The organism is Thiocapsa bogorovii (genome assembly GCF_021228795.1).
Classification (GTDB): Bacteria; Pseudomonadota; Gammaproteobacteria; order Chromatiales; family Chromatiaceae; genus Thiocapsa; species Thiocapsa bogorovii.
In genome coordinates this window covers 2,911,724-2,929,371 of record NZ_CP089309.1, presented here as the reverse complement: position 1 = coordinate 2,929,371, position 17,648 = coordinate 2,911,724, and the positions used below count along the sequence as shown (strand labels likewise).

Sequence of the window (17,648 nt, the reverse complement as noted above, 5' to 3'; positions counted from 1 at the left end):
TACACTGCCGCTGCGGAACAGGCCGCAGTTTAACGCAACCCATCGACGGAGGTCGCATGCCGATCAAGGACTGGCCGGAGGGTGAACGGCCGCGGGAGAAGTTGCTCGAACGCGGCGCCGGCGCCCTATCCGACGCCGAGCTGCTGGCACTGTTTCTGCGCACCGGCGTGCGCGGCAAGAGCGCCGTGGATCTAGCGCGCGAGCTGCTGGCGGATTTCGACGGGCTTGTCGGGTTGCTCGCCGCGGACAAGAAGCGCTTTTGCGAGGGCAAAGGTCTCGGTACAGCCAAGTTCGCCGAGCTTCAGGCGGTCCTCGAGCTCAGCCACCGCTACCTGCTCTCGCGGATTCGCGGTCAAGATGTGCTGACCAGCCCCGAGGCGACCCGCGAATACCTCAAGTTGCGTCTGTACCGCTCGCCGCATGAGATCTTCGCCTGTCTCTTCCTCGACAATCGGCACCGGGTCATCAGCTACGACGAGTTGTTCCACGGGACGATCGACGGGGCGAGCGTGCATCCCCGCGAGGTCGTACGACGGGTCATCGCCACCAACGCCGCCGCCGTGATCTTTGCCCACAATCACCCATCGGGCGTGGCCGAGCCCAGCCAGGCGGACCTACGGATTACGCAGCGTCTTAAGGAAGCCCTAAGCCTGATCGACGTGCGCGTCCTGGATCACGTCATCGTCGGCGATGGCGAAGGCACCTCGCTGGCCGAGCGCGGGCTGCTTTAGGACGGGGCGAGCTGATGGCTGGCGTCAAAACCAACACGACCCTCACGGCGTCAAGGTACAGGCGCCATCCTTGCAGCGGCGCCTCAAACGCCAGTCCGCGAAGTGCGCGTAGCCCCAGTCGAGCGGCCCGACCAGGCGCAGGCCCTGCACTACGGCCGCGAGACGGCGGTAGCCCGGCAGTCGACGCCAGATCGCGACGAAGGCCGGCACTCCGATCAGGACGCGGCCGTCGGTCTCCTTGGCGTGGATACGGCGCATCGCGTCCGCGGGGTCGATCCCGGCTTCGGCCAATGCGCCGCCGTCATCGGTGATGTCGACCCAGTGAATCATTCCCGCCGTGTCGATCTGGCGATAATGGGCGATCTCTTTGCTGCAGAGCGGGCAGCCGCCGTCGAAATAGGCCGTGAATGCGGGCATGGTGTGGTTGCATCTTTGTCCGGACTGTCTTCGGGATCGGTGAGACATGGATGCGCACGCACGATCGCTCAACCCCACTGCTCGACACGTAACCCTTCGACCCGAGCAAACTCATGGATGTTGTTGGTCGCAAGGGTCGCGTCGAGGCTAATAGCATGGGCCTCAGTCCCTTCAGGCGCTTACGGCCGCTATACTCGAGCCTCGGCAACCACGACAGGATCGACCCACGTGAACGAGCCCGCCGCACGGCTGCGCACACTCCTCGATTGCGGCGACATGCTCGTCATGCCCTGCTGTTTCGATGCCCTGTCGGCACGCTTGATCGAGCAGGCCGAATTTCCGCTGACCTTCATGAGCGGCTTCGCGGTCTCGGCGAGCCGCTTGGCCCTGCCGGACACGGGTCTGATCTCGGTCACGGAGATGCTCGATCAGGGGCGCAACATCTGCGAGGCAGTGGACATCCCGGTCATCGGCGACGGGGATACCGGACACGGCAATCCAGCCAACGTCCGGCGCACCGTCGATCAGTATGCCCGCGCAGGCTTCGCGGGCGTCATGATCGAGGATCAGGTCATGCCGAAGCGGTGCGGTCACACCGGCGTGAAGGAGGTCGTGGACCGCGACGAGGCGATCCGCAGGGTGCGCGCGGCCGTGGATGCGCGCGACGCCGGCGCGGGCACACTGATCGTCGCGCGCACAGATGCACGCAGCGCGCTCGGCCTGGAGGAGGCTCTGCGGCGGATGCAGGCGTTCGCCGACTTGGGCGCCGACATCCTCTTTCTCGAAGCACCGCGCGACGCCGCCGAGATGCGCCGTTTCTGCACCGAGGTCCCCGGCATCAAGATGGCCAATATGCTCGAAGAGGGCATCACACCCATCCTCCCGCCGACCGATCTCGCCGAGATCGGCTACCGCATCGCCGCCTACCCGCTGACCCTGTTGAGCGCGGCCGTCTTTGCCATGCGCGAGGCCCTCGCCGATCTGGCCGCCGGACGCACACCGACGCGCAGAGTCGACTTCGGCACGCTCCGCGAGCTGGTCGGATTCGATGCCTACGACGATCTATTGAAGCGCTACTGAGGCGCCGAACGGGCCGTCAATACCGGCGAGGTCAAATGAGATGAGAAGACGAGGTTAAGCGTGATCGTGTCATTGGAATGGGCTCTTTTGGCGGGCGCCGGCTTGGTTCTGTTGAGTGTTCTCATGAGCCCGCTCGCAATCCGTCTCGGCGCGCCGATCCTCCTGATCTTCCTCGGGATCGGCATGCTCGTCGGTCAGGACGGGCCGGGGGGATACGCGTTCGACGACTTCGAGCTCGCTTACCGCGTGGGGAGCATCGCACTGGCGGTGATCCTGTTTGCTGGTGGTTTGGGTACCCGGGTTCGCGATATCCGCGTCTGCTGGGGTCCGGCCCTGACGCTCGCGACGGTCGGCGTGTTGATCACCGCTGCCGTTGTCGGCCTGTCGGTCTGGCTGCTGGGGGTTTCCTTGTTGGTGGCCCTCTTGCTCGGCGCCGTCGTCGGATCGACGGACGCGGCGGCGACCTTCCTGCTGCTGCAAGGTCGGGGCATCCGGCTGAAAGGTCGCGTCATGGAGACGATCGTGGTCGAGTCCGGCCTCAACGATCCGATGGCGATCTTTCTGACCATCGTCTTGGTGTCCTTCGTCGATGCCGGGAGTGCCGAGCTGTCGTGGGAGCTGGGCGGTGCCTTCGTGCTGCAGTTGGGGGTGGGGGCTGGTGCAGGGCTTCTGGGAGGATTGATCCTCGCCTGGCTGATCAACCGCCTCGAGCTGGCGAGCGGACTCTTTGCCGTATTGGCCTTATCCGGCGCCATGGCCCTGTTCGGCGGCACCCAATTGATCGGCGGCAGCGGTTATCTCGCGGTCTATATCTGCGGGGTGGTCCTGATGGATCGCGTCAGCGGGGTGCGCCGGGAGGAGCTGGACATCACTCACGGGAGCCTCGCCTGGCTCAGTCAGATCCTGATGTTCCTCATGCTCGGCTTACTGGTCACGCCGCATCAGTTCACGGGCGAGATCATGCATGCGGCCGGGTTGGCCTTTCTCCTCATCTTCATCGCCCGTCCGCTTGCGGTGGCGATCGGTCTGGCACCGTTCACGTTCAGTCTCGAAGAGCGTCTCTTTATCGCTTGGGTGGGCTTGCGGGGAGCTGTCCCGATCTTCCTCGCGATCATCCCGGTCATGAGTCCTGGCCCCGTCGACGTGAATTTCTTTAACGTGGTCTTCATGGTGGTCATCGCCTCGCTCGTTCTGCAGGGCTGGACCATCCCTTGGCTGGCACGGCGGCTTGATCTCGAGGTCGAGCCTCCTGCATCGGGACATGATCCGTGACAAACGTCCGAAAGGGTCGATGCGGATCATCGACTTAGTCGACGACGCGATCGCGTCTGCGGCGCCGGAAGCACGTCTTGCGACGGTGAGGCGGCGCGACTATCCTTTTGCCGCATTCCATCGAGGGTTTTCGACAGGCTCGATACCGCTCGATCACGTTCGAGACGGCTCCAGAATCGCATAAGTTGCTTGAATCGATGTGACGACAACCGCCCGTTCGCGGGTTTTTCGAATGCCAACCCAGATTAAGGATCGAGTCGACATGCTGAAAGTGTTCAAAAATTGGGTCGAAACCAAGCTCTCGGATACGCGCGCATTGCCGCACAAAAGCCTGGCAAAATCCTTCAAACGGCTGGGCTGGACCGGATTCTGGATTCAGGTTTTAGTCGGCGTGATCCCGCTCGTCCTCATGCTTTACAGCTTCGTATTCGCGCAATCGGTGACGGGGCCGCGCGCAGGACTGCCGATCGTCGAGTATCTGACGCTGGGAAGTTTGGCGATGCTGGTCTTTACCACCTTTTGGTTTTTTCGGTACACGCGTATCGCCGACAAGATTAAAGGACCGGAAACCTCCCCGACGGAGACGGAGCTTGCCGGAAGCGTGTGGATCGGTCTCTTAGCGAGCAGCCTGGCGATCTTCTTCACCATCACGGTGATGTTCGTCGAGGTTGCGCACCTGCTCTTCTACTTCCTGGCCGCGCCGCAAGGCGGTGTCCCCGTCATTCAAACGACGGGAGCAGGACCGGCGAGCTGGGTGTCGGCCGTCGATATGCTCAGCCTCATGTCGATGGTGCTCACGCTTCTGGCCGAACTGGTCGTCTTGGTATTTAGCCTTTGGCTACTGTTCCGAGTGACCGAAGGCTCGCCCGAATACGGCGGGGGCAAGGTCGTCGTCTAGAACGCCTTCCCGATCGGTTATCCCGCCGCGTCGCGCGCTGTACCGACGCGGCCAACGTCCTTCGGGCTTCTTTTCAGGCACCGATGACCGATCTGCCCGACACCGAGGGTCCACAGGCGCCGGCCGATGCGGATCGGCCGGCGCCTGCCGGCGGATCCGGGCCCGATCCTGCGACACCCGACACCGCGCTCGCCTCGCGCCCGCGGCAGCGGCAGCACCGTTTCCGCGTCCTGAATCCGCGGCCTTTTGCCGGATTTCCTCTCGTCTTCCTGCTGTTCCTGCTCTGGTTGGGTGCGACCCAGTCCGGTCTGCGCACGCTTGTTGAACTGCTCGCCGAGCTGGTACCGGACCATTTTCAGGTCGGTCAGGTGGAGGGGCGACTGTTCGGTCATGTCGTCCTCGCCGATCTCTCGATCCAGTTGCCGGCCGTCGCGATCCGCGTCGGCCGCATCGATCTTGCGTGGTCGCCCCTGCGCGCCTTCGGCGGAACCCTTTCAATCGCCGAGATCCGTGCGACGGACGTCGACCTGATGTTGAGCGATGGCGCCCGAGGCCCCGAGGACCCTATTGTTCTGCCCGATCTGCTCTTGCCGCTGGCCCTCGAGCTGGGGTCAGCACGCGTGGAGCGCCTGCGAATCTTCACGGCGGCCGGTGACCCGCCTTTTGCCGTGGTCGAACGGGCCGAACTCTCCGGGCAGCTCGAGGACGGCCTGCTGTCCATCGACCGCGTCGCGGCCGTCCTGGCCGAGTCGGCGTTTGAAGGGCAAGGCAGCGGAACGGCACGATTGACCGGTGCTTACCCGCTCGATCTTGACCTGAACTGGGAGCTGCGGCCGACGCCGAACGCCTGGGTTTTGGGCCACTCCCGTTTGAACGGAGACCTGACGCGTTTCACTGCACAGAGCACGGTGACCGGTTCCGCCGATGTCGATCTCGATGTCGAGATCAGCGATCCGCTCGGGCATGCCCGGTGGAGCGGTACGCTCGATCTCGTGGCGGTGGATCTGCCCGCTTTCGATGCCGAGCTGCGCGAGGTTGCGGTCAGCGGCAGCCTCGCGATTCAGGGTGATAGGACATCGACCGGGATGACCGGCGAGATCCAAGCGGAATCCGCCGAGCGACCCGCTCTCGGACACCTCGCCGCCTCGCTGGATCTGCAGTGGGAAGACCCCGAGCTCGAAATCCGGTCTCTGGACTTACGCCGCGCAGACTCGGTCATGCAACTCTCTGCGAGGGGTCTGATCGATCTGAACACCTCGGTTTCCGCACCGGCTTGGGATCTGCGCCTGAGCGGCACGGCACTGAACCCCGCGGAGTTGCTCGCCGCATTCGTCGTGGATACCGACCCTGAGCTTTGGTCCGGCCTTCTCGATCTGCAGCTCGCGACCCGAGGCCGGCTCACCGAGGCGGGCCCCGCATTCAGCGCGTCACTCGAAGGGCTGAGCGGCGAGCTGCGCGGCTATCCGGTCTCCGCGAGCGGAGAACTCGAGCTCGCCGATGGCCGACTGATCATCGATGCCCTTCACGCCGAATCCGGGCCGAGCACGCTGCAGATCGACGGTGCGCTGGACGGGGCGCTCGAGCTGCGTTTCGCGCTGGAATCGCCCGACCTGGCGAGCCTCTATCCAGGGACGGCGGGGCAGTTACGAGCCTCCGGCTCGGTCTCCGGTGCCGTCGGCTCGCCGCGGCTGCGGATCGAGCTGAACGCCGAAGACCTCAGGGTCGCAGAACACGGGATCGCACGTCTGTCTGGCCTCGCCGACCTGGATCTCGCGCCCGAGGGACGTCTGGAGATCCGCTTGGACGGCGAGGAACTTCTGATCGAGAACCGGCCCTGGACGCGTCTCTCGATCCGGGGCGAGGGCCGACGAGCGGACCATCGACTCGGTCTATCGTTGGCGGGCGCCCCGCTCTCGGTCGAGTTGGCCCTCTCGGGTGGGCTGACGGAGACAGGCCGCTATCGCGGACAGGTGACACAGCTGCGCTTGGACAGCCGGGATTTCGAGACCTGGCGCATCAATCAGACAAGTCCGATCGAGATCAATTGGCCGAGCTTCGCCGCGGGACCCTTCTGCCTCCGGCACGATCGCGGATCCGGCGGTTGCCTCGAGATCTCGCGGGACGCGAGCCCGGCCGTGATGCTGGCGGTCGCCGTCGACCGGCTCGATCTTGACCTTGTCGCGCCCCTGTTGCCGCAGGAACTCTTGCTGGAAGGTCGCGCCGCGCTCGACGGGCGCTTCGTCGCCGCCGGAACAGGCTTGGAAGGGCGTGCGACGGCCAGCCTTCCGGCCGGCCGCTTGCGCCTTCCGTCCGCACGCGGTCAGGATCAGGTCCTCGTGTTTTCGGGCGCACGATTCGATGTCGATGCAAGACCGGGCAACCTGCGCGGCCGGCTGGTCGTGCCGCTGGAAGGATCGGGCCAGGCCGATATCGATCTGGAGCTGGCCGGCTGGCGGCTCGACGATCCGCTCCGCGCCGCGCAACCGTTGAGCGGTCGGCTCCGAGCGCAATTCGACGGCTTGGGATGGTTGGCACGCCCGATACCCCAATTGACCCGCGCGCGAGGCGCACTCGGCGCGGATCTCGCGCTGAGCGGCACACTCGGACAACCCGACCTTCGCGGCGAGGTCCGTGTCGATCGCGGCGGATTCGATGTCCCGCTCGTCGGCCTGGCAGTCGCGGATCTGACGCTCTCGGCAACCGCTGCTTCGGCACAGCGCATCCGATTTTCGGGAGGCGCCGACGTCGGCGGCGAGCGCCTTACGATCGGCGGCGAGGGCGGATTTGGTCCGGAGGGCCCGCGTGCACGGATTCATGCCGCCGGAGAGCGTCTCGTCCTGATCGACACGAGCGAATATCTCGTCAGGGTCTCACCGAGGCTTGAGGTGGACGCGACGACCGAGGGCGCTCGGGTGCGTGGAGAGATCCTCATCCCCGAGGCGCGGATCACCCCGCGGGCGCTTCCCGAGGGGACGGTGAGGCCATCGAACGACGTCGTCATCAAGGGAACGGACCGCCCACCGCGCTATCCGATCGACCTCGCAATCGGGCTACGCGTCGGCGAGGGGGTCAATCTGGATGCCTTCGGTTTGTCCGGACGACTCGCCGGAAACCTCGACCTGAGCCAAACGCCCGGACGTAACCTCTCGGGCGACGGACAGCTGCAGATCCTCGACGGACGCTACCGGATTCCGACCGGATTCGGACCGACGGCGGATCTGGTGGCACCCTTAACGATTTCCCGCGGCCAGCTGATCTGGGTCCAAAGCCCGATCCGGAATCCGGGGTTGCTCTTTCTCGCACAGCGCGGTAGCGGTCGGACGACGGCAAACGTCAGGGTCATCGGCACACTCGCCGACCCGCAATTCACCTTCTTCTCGAACACGGATCCGGCAATGAGCCAGTCCGACGCGATCACCTTCCTGATCACCGGAATCGCACCCCGTGGCACCGATGCCGACCAAAGCGCGGCGCTCGCCTTCGGCCGATACATCGCACCCGGAACCTTCCTCGAGTACGAAACCGGACTCGGCGATGCCCGGAATCGATTCAGGCTGCGCCGCAACCTGACCGACCGCATCCAGCTGGAAGCCCAAAGCGGTCGAAGCCCGAGTGTCGATCTGTTTTGGAGCATCGAGCTGGCAAGGTCCGGCCGGCGAGGGATGGAACCCACGCCGGATAAACCGATCGACGGCGAATGAACGGCAGCGTCGGCTCGGAGGGTCGAGGTCCGAGGAGCGGAACGGCGCGGATCGACCGCACCGCCCCCACCCTACCCCTCGGGTGTGTTCAGCTCGTGCCTTCCAGGAACGCCTTCAGACTCTCTTCCTGGTCCTTTTCCAGCGAGGTCTGCAGGACCTTGCCTTTGCCCTTGAACCCCTCGAGCCCGTCGAGGACCTTATCCGCCGTGACCTTGCGCACGAGGATGAAGACCGCGGAGCAGCCGGGTTGGAAGTTCTGCGCCAAGCCTTTCATGAAGTCGTCGTTGATACCGATATCCGAGAATTTTCCGGAAAGCGCGCCGGCGCCGGCGCCGACCGCCGCGCCGAGCAGCGGGTTGAGGAACACCAAACCGATCAACATCCCCCAGAAGCCGCCGCCGACCGCGCCGACCGCGGATAGATTGACGGCCTGATGGAGCTTAACCTTACCTAAATCGTCCTTGGTTACGACGACCACGTCTTCCATGTCGATGAGGTAGGCCTTCTGCATCTTGGCAAGCTCTGCGCGCAACTCGAACGCCAGATGCTCCTCGGGGAACGACACGACAATCAGATCACTCATGGATGTTTCCTCGGATCAGGGTGCGAAGATCGGCTCGAGCATTCCCCGCTCATGAGGAAACCCTCGCTCGGCCGAGCCCATACAGCTCTCGGAGTCTAGTACCTCGTTCCACCTTATTTTGCGTGCTCAGCGAGGCGAGAAGCGTTCAGCGGCTGGGCGCGCGAGTGAAGGAAGAGTAACCCTCTTTCAAGCTCGCGCAACAACGGCGCTGAACGCTTCTCGCCTCGCCCTTCGGGAGCCAACCAAAGGCGCCAGGGCAGCGCTACAGCCCTTGGAAATAGCACCCACTATTCCCCGCGGGCTGTGCCTTGCCCTGACGCCTTCGGGGGGCTCTGAGCGTGCAAAATAAGGTGGAACGAGGTACTAGGAGTCAGCGCGGTGCGGGCAGTTCACGGACCCGCACCACGACGCTACAGATTGCCCTTCTTATGCTCGTCGACGAGATAGCCTCCGAGCGCCCCGACGCCGGCACCGATCAGCGCGCCCGCTCCGGCCTGAGCACTGAACGCCCCGATCGCGGCGCCGGTCGCAAGACCAAGTGCGGTGCCGCTTCCGACACGGGCCCCCGTGGTGCTTCCGCAGCCCGAGAGCACAACGGCAGCAGCAAGGGTCAAAGAGATAGCGATCGTCTTCAAATTGGTCTCTCCTAATCTCAGTATCAACGCCCTGGGAACGGGCAGTTTCCTTCACGATGAAGCGGTCGGAGACGTGTCCTCGGACGGGTCGAACGGGACCGCCCGGCCATCCGGTCAACGCCCCCCGTCAACGCCGGCCACCAAAGGACTCGGCCGCTCGCGAGCGGATTGTCGCCGGAGCATCCCACGCCGGGTCGGGTTGTTCACCGACGGCCTTCGGCGTATCGTCCGGCGGTCGGCGTTTCATCCCTTCGGGGTGTGCTCCGACCCCTTCGAGCCGGAATCCGGCTTCGCGATCATAGCTCAGATTCTCCGAAAAGTAGGGTGACGATGCCGGCCGGCAATGTGACGGGCTCTGCGACCGGATCGACTTCATCGACGTACCCGACTTTGCATGGGTGTCCGCGACGGCGCCCGGAAACGAGTTCGAGCAGAAGGGCGCAGCCATGTCGGTGAACGCCGCACTGCCGGGCTTCAACGGACCAGCCATTGAGCTGGCGTTGCGTGCGGACGCCGTCCGACGCGATCTGGTGGCCTGGGATATCGGTCTCTTCGAGAGCGTCCGCGACGCTTCGGAAGCCTGAGTGTTCGCGGCGATTCCGCCTTTCGTTCCGAACGAGGACCCCTCCAATGCTTGCGAGGACGGCACGAATCCTGAAACTGGTCGCACAGCTCATCGCCGTAAGCGCATTGACCTTCCTCGCCGTGCGCACCTACGACGCGTACCGAAGCGACCCGCTCGCCCTGTGGCATACCTTCGCCCCGGACGAAATGGTTGCCGAGGAGCTCGACAAGGCCGACTGGACAGCCTATTTGGAGCGGGAGCAGTTGCTTGTCGATCAGGTGCGCACGGAGGTCACCGACAGGCTCGCGCCGCAGGAGCGCCTCCTCTCCAACCGCTACTTCGAGGGAAGCCCGCTCTATCCGGGGCGCTTCGCCCGGGACTGGAACCGCTCCTACATCCTCGAGCCCGACGGCGAGCCCCGGGGTGCAGTTGTTCTGCTCCACGGCCTGACGGACTCGCCCTATAGCCTGCGCCACATCGGCCGCCATTACCGGGAGTCGGGATATGTCGTGATCGGGATCCGCCTGCCCGGGCACGGGACCGTCCCGGCCGGGCTGACGACCGTGCGTTGGGGGGATTGGTCGGCCGCAACGCGCTTGGCCGTGCGTGAGGCCGCGCGCCGGATCGGGCCATCGGCACCCCTGCAATTGGTGGGTTTCTCCAACGGCGGGGCGTTGGCCATGAACTATGTGCTCGACGCCGTCGAGGACCCCTCCCTGCGGCAAGCGAATCGGGTCATCCTGATCACTCCGATGATCGGGATCACCGAGATGGCCAGGTTTGCGGGATTCGCCGGCTTGCCCGCGGTCTTTCCGGCATTCGCGAATGCTGCTTGGCTCGGCGTCATCCCCGAGTTCAATCCATTCAAGTACAACTCCTTTCCGGTGAACGGGGCACGCCAGTCGTCCCTCCTGACACGCGCGCTGCAACCGCGCATCGCCCGCTACGCACGCCAGGGGCGTGTCGAGGAGCTGCCCCCGATCATCACCTTCCAATCCGTGGTCGATTTCACGGTCAGCACGCGCGCCATCGTCACGAGTCTCTACGCTCAGCTCCCGGATAACGGGAGCGAGCTGGTGCTCTTCGATATCAACCGCAACACCAAGTTCGGTCCGCTGATGCGACCCGGCACCGAGACCGCACTCGACCGCCTGCTCCCGGCGACGCCGCGCACCTTCAAGACAACGGTCATCACCAATGTGGGCCCGGACAGCAGCGACGTTGTCGAGCGGGCCACCGACGCGGGGGAGACGACCGAGCGGGTCAGAGTGCTGGGGCTGACCTATCCGCGCGACGTCTTCTCGCTCTCGCACGTCGCGCTGCCGTTTCCGATCGACGATTCGCTCTACGGTCTGGAGCCGAACGAAGACGAGGATTTCGGTGCCCACCTCGGGGCTTTGGCGATCCGCGGCGAGCGCGGAGTTCTGGTGATGAGTCTGGACTCGCTTGTGCGCCTGTCCTGGAATCCCTTCTTTCCGTATATCGTGGAGCGAATCGAGGAGGGAATCATCGAGGCGCCTCTCGCCGAGAAGAACGACGGCGCGAAAGGCGAGGCGGAGGCAGCGCGGGGCGCCCGTGCTTTCGAAAACGGACGTTGAACCGCAAGGGCGCAGCGATCGGCACGCGTCACCTGAAGATGCCGATATTGGGCACACCGAACGACAGCCGGCCATTGTGTTCAGGGATTGACCGCCACATCTCCCACTCTGTCTAAGTCATGAACAACCTGACGAGGTGTGGAAGATGCGAATGTTCGTCCTGCTCCCGATGCTCGGAACACTGCTGTTGCCGGGCGCCGCCTTCGCCGCGTGCGCCCCGGCCCTCGACTTCGAGATGCGTCGCCTCGCCGGCGACGAGACCGTGCGACTGTGCGACGCCTATCAGGGTAAGGTGATCCTTGCGGTCAACACCGCGAGCAAATGCGGCTTCACCGGCCAGTACGAGGGACTCGAGGCCCTCAACCGTGAATACGGCGAGCGCGGGCTGGTGGTCCTCGGTTTCCCGTCCAACGACTTCGCCAATCAGGAGCCCGGCACCGAGGAGCAGATCCAGGAGTTCTGCCGCCTAACCTACTCGGTCGAGTTTCCGATGTTCGAGAAGGTTCAAGTCCGTAAGGGCGCGGCGGCACCCTTCTTCGAGCAGCTGGCCGCGGAGACGGGCGTTTACCCCGAGTGGAATTTCTACAAGTACCTGATCAATCGAGACGGGAAGGTCGTCGAGGTCTTCCCCAGCCGCACCGGCCCGGAGAGCGAGAAGATGATCCAAGCCATCCAACGCCTGCTCTGACCGCCATCGACGGCCTTGCCGGCTTCAGTTACCGGTTCCGGATCCAAGCCGTTCGCGCGCCATCGCAGCGGCATCCTCGATCCCCTTCTGTGCACGGTCGATGATCGCCTTGCCTTGAGCGATCACCGCCTGCTTGACCGCTTCGGCAAGCGCGGACCTGGACAATGACTCGCCGTCGATCGACATGGTCTCCGGAGAAGTCGAGTAGGCGGACAAGGGGTCGCTCAGTGTCAACGCGGTGTCGTCGACCGCGTTGTATCGATAGTGACAGGTCGCTGTCCGACGCGTGCCGACACCACCGGATTCGAACCCCAGCACGACCGAAAGCCCCGAATGGCCGCGGGGCCGGGTCTCCACGTCCGTCCAGCGCACTGAGCCCGGCGACCCGACTTGTGTCGCCACAAGCTTCTTGCAGAAGCTCACGCGCACATCCTCGCGCGGGCCCGAGCAGCTCGCAATCAAGACACACGTGATGGTGAGCGCGGCGACGCTGATGCGCAGGGAAGCCGGCGTGATTTTGGTCATGGTTGCACCTTCTCGGGTGTGATGCGGGGCTGCCGCTTTCGTTCTGACGAGGTCTTGCGAGCCCTTGGGACGGCCATTATGCTGCGCCGCACACAACTTTGACGGAGCAACGCCGATGGACTTCTCGACCCGGCATCGCCTGACGCTCGCCGACGGCCCTGTCGTCTATCGGAAGGTCACCAACGGCAAACCGCCTCTCCTGCTGATCCACGGCTGGGGTGGATCCTCGCGGCACTGGCAGCAAACCGCAGCAGACCTCTCGGACATCCGCGATCTATACGCCCTGGACCTCCCGGGTCACGGAGAGACGCCCGCCAGATCCGGCGCGGCCGGTCCCGAAGCAATGGCAGGTTTGGTCATCGACTTCGCCGACCGTTTAGGCCTGGATCGCCTCGACCTCAACGGCCATTCTTGGGGTGCTGCCGTCGCGATCCTGGTCGCGGCGCATCGACCCGAGCGGTCGGTCGACTCGTGCTCACCAGCTTGGGCACCGCCCGCAACGCGCTCGAGCGTTTCGCCTTGACGCACGCATTCCATCAGATGAACCTCGTCCTGTCGCTTTGGCGGCCCTGGCTGGCCATGTCACGGCCCTGGCTCGCGCTCTCGCGCCCGACGATCGACTGGCTCGGCGCTCAGCCGCTAGTGTATCGCGCGATCGCGGCGCACGTCCTGCACCAGCTCCCCGTGGACGAGGAGATGGTGCGTATCGGCGTACGGGAGTTCTTGAGCACGGATCCGCTCAGCGCGCTCGAGTGTGCCGTCGGTGCCGGAAGCCCGGTCTTCACGGCGGTCTTGGAGACGATGGCGACACCGACCCTGATGGTGAACGCCGAGGCGGATGCCGTGATGCCGCCATCGGGTGCCCGTGCGCTCGCAGCCCGGATCCGCAACGTCCGAGAGGTTCAGCTCGATGACTGCGGCCACTTGCCGATGATCGAGCAACCCGAGGCGTATCAGCGCGTGGTGCGCGAGTTCCTCACCGCGACGGTGCTCGATCCGCAATCGAGCAAAACCCCCGACGCCCGGTGATCCCTCCGGCTCGAGCGGCGGGCAGGCTCGATGCGACGGCGCACTCAAAGATGACGGTACAGATGCGCCAACTGACGGTCGACCTGCCGCTGTTTCACCAGGTGCGAGCGTCTGATTGTCTCGACAAGCTCAACGCAGGCCGAGCCTTGCCTAGCGAGATAGTCGATCGATAGGACGAGATTCTGGCTCACGATGATCTCGTTGCCGACTGGAATCATAGCCCTGGAGTCCGAAACTCGCCGACCTGCGGCGCACCGAGACCCTTTAGCCTAGCGGAACCGACCTGGAAAAGCACTTCACGCCGGGCCCTCACACGCTGCGCGCTCGACGACGCCGATCGCACGCTGCCACACCCAGTGGACAGACTGGCTCAGGACTCGGGGATGTGGGCGTTCCTCCCGTAGACCCGAACGCAATCACGCCCCGCGGTTTTCGCGGCATAGAGCGCCTGGTCGGCACGATCGACGAGATCGTCGAGATGGTCGACATCGTCCTCGAGCGTCGCCACACCGATGCTCGCCGTGATCGGGATCGGACCCTCCGTGGTCTCGATGGCGTGCTCGCGCAGCGCCATGCGCAGTCGCTCGGCGAGTCGCTCGGCCTCTTGGGCGTTTGTCTCGGGGCACAGCGCCACCAGCTCCTCGCCCCCGTACCGGGCCAGGATGTCCGACACCCGAACGACGCGTAGCCGCTCGGCAATCGCCTTGAGCACCTGATCGCCGACACCGTGACCATAGGTATCGTTGACGCGCTTGAAGTGATCGATGTCGAGCATGATCACGGCGATCGGGTTGGAAAACCGCTTGGCACGCGCGAACTCGGCCTCCGCCAGCTCCGAGAAGCGACGGCGGTTGAGCAGCTCGGTGAGGGGATCCGTATCGGCCAGGGCCCGCACCTGCTCGAAGAGCCCAGCATTGATATCGCGCTCTCGGCGCAGGTTCTGCTCGGTCTCCTGAAGCTTCACGAAGGTGCGTGCGTTGGAGATCGCCAAACCGCAGAGATTGGAGATCGCCAGCCCGAGATTCAGATATTGATCCCGATAGGCGGGAAACGGGATCTCGCGCACCAACATCAGGCCCAAGACAGCATCGCGGTAGTCGATCCGGAGGAAAAAACCGTTCCCGGACGGCATGATCAGATAGCCCTCATGCAGGGCATCGAGCGCCTGCTGCAGATCGAGTCGGTCCTGCGGTCGCTCCTCCGCGGCGAAGATCTCCCTGACCCGCCCCTCCTCCACCTGGGCGTACACCAGGTTGGTGCACCCGAAGAGCATCGCGAAGAGCTCCTGAATCGCCGCGATCGTGGCCCCCTCGTCGGTGATGTGCGAGAGGCGAACGAGCAGGTCGAACGCCATGGCGTAATCGGCGACCTTACGGTTGGCCTGGGCCAGGACCTCGCGGGTTTTCGACTCTGCTGCGAGATGGCGCCACTTGGCGATAGCACCCGAGAGAAAGAGCTTCAGATAGTCCAATCCGACATAGCGGCTGCGGCACGGCACACCTAAATACCGCCCCATCGCCTCGAGCTCCTCGACGGCATGCGCATCGTTGCCCGTATCCAGGAGCAGGAGCTCGCGCGTACATTCGCGGAAAAACTGCCCCGCCGTTTCCCGATCGAAGCCCATCACGCGCAAATGCTCGCGCCACTGCTTGATCCAGCCGGCCGTGACGAGATACGCACCGGCCTGCATCTCGGGCTCCAAGACGTCGCGCCCGGCTAAGAGGTAAACGCAGTGATCAAGCTTCACCAGATGCACGCGTGGATCCAGCGGAGCCGCGCGCGTTTCGGTTTCGCACCCGAGAAGCACCAAAGCGCCGTCATAGCCCTCGGGTGGCGGCGTCTCGCGCGCTTCCGCGAGGTTGCACCGTCCCTGACGCAGGGTGCAAACGGCCGGGTAAGCCTGGACGCGCACACCCTCCTCGCCGAGGCCGGCCAGAGCGGTCTCGACATCGCCTCGAAAATAGCTGCAGACCCTCAGGCACACCGTGTCCGGCACGGTCAGCTCCGGGGGTCCTTCAGGGGCGAAGAGGTTGCGTGCTCCCCGGAAACCGCTAGCGGATAGGTTCCCCAGCGATGGACCGCCTCGGAGATGGCCAGCAGCGTCTCTTCCGGAACCTGGAAGGGAATCTCGCCGTGGTTGTCGGACAGGATGAATCCGCCGCCGTGGCCGGCCGAGGCGATCGCCGCCTTGACCTGTGCCTCGGCCTGCTCCTGTGTCCAACGACGCATCTCCACGCCGTTGAGGTTACCGAGCAAGGAGACCTTACCGGCCGCTCGTTGCTTGAGGGCGGCGAGATCGTCGAGCATGCTGACTCCGATGACGGCCGCACCGGTGCGGGGAAGATCATCCAGGATCGGCGCACAGCGACCGGATGCGAAATGCATCGCCACCGGACCCTTGATCCCGGCCAGGGTGCGCATCGCGACCTGAAGTCCGGTCCGGCGAAAGTGCTCGGGCGAGACGATGGTCGAGGACGAAACCGGGTCGAAATAACAGATGGCCGTGGCACCCGCCGCCAACTGGGCGTTCGCCCATTCGATACAGAAGGCCTCGTTCAGACGCATCAAGTGTTCGAACAGGTCCGGTTGCTCGAACATGAGGTTGAGGTACGCCTCGAAACCCATCTGCATCACCGGCAACGAGAACGGCGACATGACCACGCCGATGATGGGGGCCTCGTCGCCCACTGCGGTCTTGAGACCGCTGGCGGCCTCTAACACCTTGAGCAAGCAGGGACAATCGGCGACCCGTGGCGGCTCGAGCGTGCGGATCTGCTCGGGTGTCCGAATGACGGGACAACCCGCATTGGGCGGGCCATCGTCCGTATAGAGGACATCGCCGCCCCATGCCTCGGTCTCGACCGAGGCGTAAAAGAATGTGTAGAGGCAATCGTTGCGATACTTGCGACGCAGACGCAGCTGACCTTCGATCACATACTCCGGCCGCGAGAAGTAGGTCTCGAGGGAGAGCCCGAGCTCTTGGGCGCCGTGCATGGTGAGCAATAGAAAGAGCGGAACCCGATCCGGCTCCCGATGGCCAAGCGTGGTCAGGACGCGTTCGAGGGAGGTCATGGGGCGGGCGCTCATGCGCGATGCTCCTGCGCCCGTTTCTCAAGGTGCTCACGCACCACGGCGACGCCCTCGGCCGCGGTGCCCGCCATGGCGTCGGCGCCGACCTCCCGCCACAGCTCGGTGTCGAAACGAAAAGGCGCGCCGCCCACCAGGATGAACGGATGAGAACCGGCCCGGCCCAGCGCCTCCCGAACCTTTTTGATATGCAGCGCGGAGGGGAGCATCAGAACCGAGATCAACAGCACGACGATGCCGTCGCGAACAACCCGACCGACCAGGGCATCGGCGTCGACCGTGCCGTAGTCCTTCAGCTCGTAGCCGCTGGCGCGCAGGACCGAATACACCATACGTTTTCCGAGCAGGTGATAGTCGTCGAGCACCGCGATCGCCATCGGAGGCTGATCCACCCGAGCCGGATCGGACGGCGGCAGGATGGCGTCGACCATCTCCTCGCACATCCGACCGCTCATATAGACCTGCGACAGAGAGACCTCGCCGCGCTCCCACAGGTCCCCGATACGCTCGAGGGACGGCACGACCAGGCGCTCGACGACATCGAGCCGGACATCGGCGGAGGCCGGGTCACCGAGCGCCCGCTTCGCCGCGACGCGGTCCATCGCGAGCAATGCATTGAGGAAGGTCTCGACGGGATCATTGCTCGTTATTGTCATTATGTTGGCCACCGGAGTGTGACGGACGAGTATCGCCCGAAGACTCCCCCCGCACGAAAGCATTTGCATAATAGAGGGAATCTCACAACATTTTCCGGGTAATATTACCGGAAATATTTTCGGGTCATATGACCTGAAATCGATCGTCTGTCCCCCTCGAACAACCTGTCCTGCGTCTTCGTA

General features: G+C 64.5%; 18 protein-coding genes. 10 read left to right on the top strand and 8 right to left on the bottom strand.

What is annotated here, in order from left to right:
• Positions 1-56 precede the first annotated feature (56 nt).
• Positions 57-731, top strand: a complete 675-nt coding sequence (gene radC, locus LT988_RS13260; protein WP_232406048.1) for a RadC family protein — start codon at positions 57-59, stop codon at positions 729-731.
• Positions 732-773: 42 nt separating this feature from the next.
• On the opposite strand, the gene LT988_RS13255 is transcribed toward radC, so the two are convergent.
• Complete coding sequence (locus tag LT988_RS13255; RefSeq protein WP_232406047.1) at positions 774-1,148, bottom strand: thiol-disulfide oxidoreductase DCC family protein; 375 nt, start codon at positions 1,146-1,148, stop codon at positions 774-776.
• A gap of 228 nt (positions 1,149-1,376) precedes the next feature.
• Here LT988_RS13255 and LT988_RS13250 point away from each other — a divergent pair, with 228 nt between their 5' ends.
• The 4 genes from LT988_RS13250 to LT988_RS13235 all read left to right on the top strand — a co-directional run bounded on the left by LT988_RS13250 (position 1,377) and on the right by LT988_RS13235 (position 8,099).
• Positions 1,377-2,228 (top strand): isocitrate lyase/PEP mutase family protein, encoded by an 852-nt coding sequence (locus LT988_RS13250; protein ID WP_232406046.1) that lies wholly within the window; start codon positions 1,377-1,379, stop codon positions 2,226-2,228.
• Between the two features lie 60 nt (positions 2,229-2,288).
• On the top strand, positions 2,289-3,500 hold the full coding sequence (locus LT988_RS13245) for a potassium/proton antiporter (protein ID WP_269752043.1): 1,212 nt from the start codon (positions 2,289-2,291) through the stop codon (positions 3,498-3,500).
• Positions 3,501-3,699: 199 nt separating this feature from the next.
• Positions 3,700-4,398, top strand: a complete 699-nt coding sequence (locus LT988_RS13240) for a DUF3611 family protein (protein WP_232406044.1) — start codon at positions 3,700-3,702, stop codon at positions 4,396-4,398.
• An 83-nt stretch (positions 4,399-4,481) separates the two neighbouring features.
• Positions 4,482-8,099, top strand: coding sequence for a translocation/assembly module TamB domain-containing protein (locus LT988_RS13235; protein WP_232406043.1), 3,618 nt, complete (start codon positions 4,482-4,484; stop codon positions 8,097-8,099).
• A gap of 88 nt (positions 8,100-8,187) precedes the next feature.
• Here the strand turns inward: LT988_RS13235 and LT988_RS13230 are convergent, their stop codons facing one another.
• Both LT988_RS13230 and LT988_RS13225 read right to left on the bottom strand, forming a co-directional pair.
• The gene (locus LT988_RS13230) at positions 8,188-8,682 is read right to left on the bottom strand and encodes a DUF1269 domain-containing protein (RefSeq protein ID WP_232406042.1); all 495 of its coding nucleotides are present in this window, start codon (positions 8,680-8,682) and stop codon (positions 8,188-8,190) included.
• A gap of 410 nt (positions 8,683-9,092) precedes the next feature.
• Positions 9,093-9,317 (bottom strand): glycine zipper domain-containing protein, encoded by a 225-nt coding sequence (locus LT988_RS13225; protein ID WP_232406041.1) that lies wholly within the window; start codon positions 9,315-9,317, stop codon positions 9,093-9,095.
• Positions 9,318-9,715: 398 nt separating this feature from the next.
• Between LT988_RS13225 and LT988_RS13220 the strand changes: the two genes are divergently transcribed.
• The 3 genes from LT988_RS13220 (at position 9,716) to LT988_RS13210 (ending at position 12,168) form a co-directional block, all read left to right on the top strand.
• A complete protein-coding gene (locus tag LT988_RS13220; protein ID WP_232406040.1) occupies positions 9,716-9,901 on the top strand; it encodes a hypothetical protein in 186 nt (61 codons plus the stop codon).
• A gap of 46 nt (positions 9,902-9,947) precedes the next feature.
• Positions 9,948-11,480, top strand: a complete 1,533-nt coding sequence (locus tag LT988_RS13215) for an alpha/beta hydrolase (protein ID WP_232406039.1) — start codon at positions 9,948-9,950, stop codon at positions 11,478-11,480.
• Between the two features lie 145 nt (positions 11,481-11,625).
• Entirely contained in the window at positions 11,626-12,168 is a 543-nt protein-coding gene (locus tag LT988_RS13210; protein ID WP_408648005.1) for a glutathione peroxidase, read from the top strand.
• A gap of 24 nt (positions 12,169-12,192) precedes the next feature.
• Here the strand turns inward: LT988_RS13210 and LT988_RS13205 are convergent, their stop codons facing one another.
• Positions 12,193-12,693: a hypothetical protein gene (locus LT988_RS13205; protein WP_232406038.1), complete on the bottom strand. Its 501-nt coding sequence runs from the start codon at positions 12,691-12,693 to the stop codon at positions 12,193-12,195.
• Positions 12,694-12,808: 115 nt separating this feature from the next.
• Between LT988_RS13205 and LT988_RS13200 the strand changes: the two genes are divergently transcribed.
• Both LT988_RS13200 and LT988_RS13195 read left to right on the top strand, forming a co-directional pair.
• On the top strand, positions 12,809-13,216 hold the full coding sequence (locus LT988_RS13200; RefSeq protein WP_232406037.1) for an alpha/beta fold hydrolase: 408 nt from the start codon (positions 12,809-12,811) through the stop codon (positions 13,214-13,216).
• Positions 13,165-13,722 (top strand): alpha/beta fold hydrolase, encoded by a 558-nt coding sequence (locus tag LT988_RS13195; protein ID WP_232406036.1) that lies wholly within the window; start codon positions 13,165-13,167, stop codon positions 13,720-13,722. Before LT988_RS13200 ends, LT988_RS13195 begins: the two co-directional genes overlap by 52 nt.
• 44 nt (positions 13,723-13,766) lie before the next feature.
• Here the strand turns inward: LT988_RS13195 and LT988_RS13190 are convergent, their stop codons facing one another.
• From LT988_RS13190 to LT988_RS13175, 4 genes are all read right to left on the bottom strand, one after another.
• Complete coding sequence (locus LT988_RS13190) at positions 13,767-13,940, bottom strand: hypothetical protein (RefSeq protein ID WP_232406035.1); 174 nt, start codon at positions 13,938-13,940, stop codon at positions 13,767-13,769.
• 152 nt (positions 13,941-14,092) lie between these two features.
• The gene (locus tag LT988_RS13185; protein WP_232406034.1) at positions 14,093-15,718 is read right to left on the bottom strand and encodes a diguanylate cyclase; all 1,626 of its coding nucleotides are present in this window, start codon (positions 15,716-15,718) and stop codon (positions 14,093-14,095) included.
• 2 nt (positions 15,719-15,720) lie between these two features.
• Entirely contained in the window at positions 15,721-16,809 is a 1,089-nt protein-coding gene (locus LT988_RS13180; RefSeq protein ID WP_232406033.1) for a uroporphyrinogen decarboxylase family protein, read from the bottom strand.
• The gene (locus LT988_RS13175) at positions 16,806-17,465 is read right to left on the bottom strand and encodes a cobalamin B12-binding domain-containing protein (protein ID WP_232406032.1); all 660 of its coding nucleotides are present in this window, start codon (positions 17,463-17,465) and stop codon (positions 16,806-16,808) included. The genes LT988_RS13180 and LT988_RS13175 overlap by 4 nt, the downstream gene beginning before the upstream one ends.
• Positions 17,466-17,648: the final 183 nt, after the last annotated feature.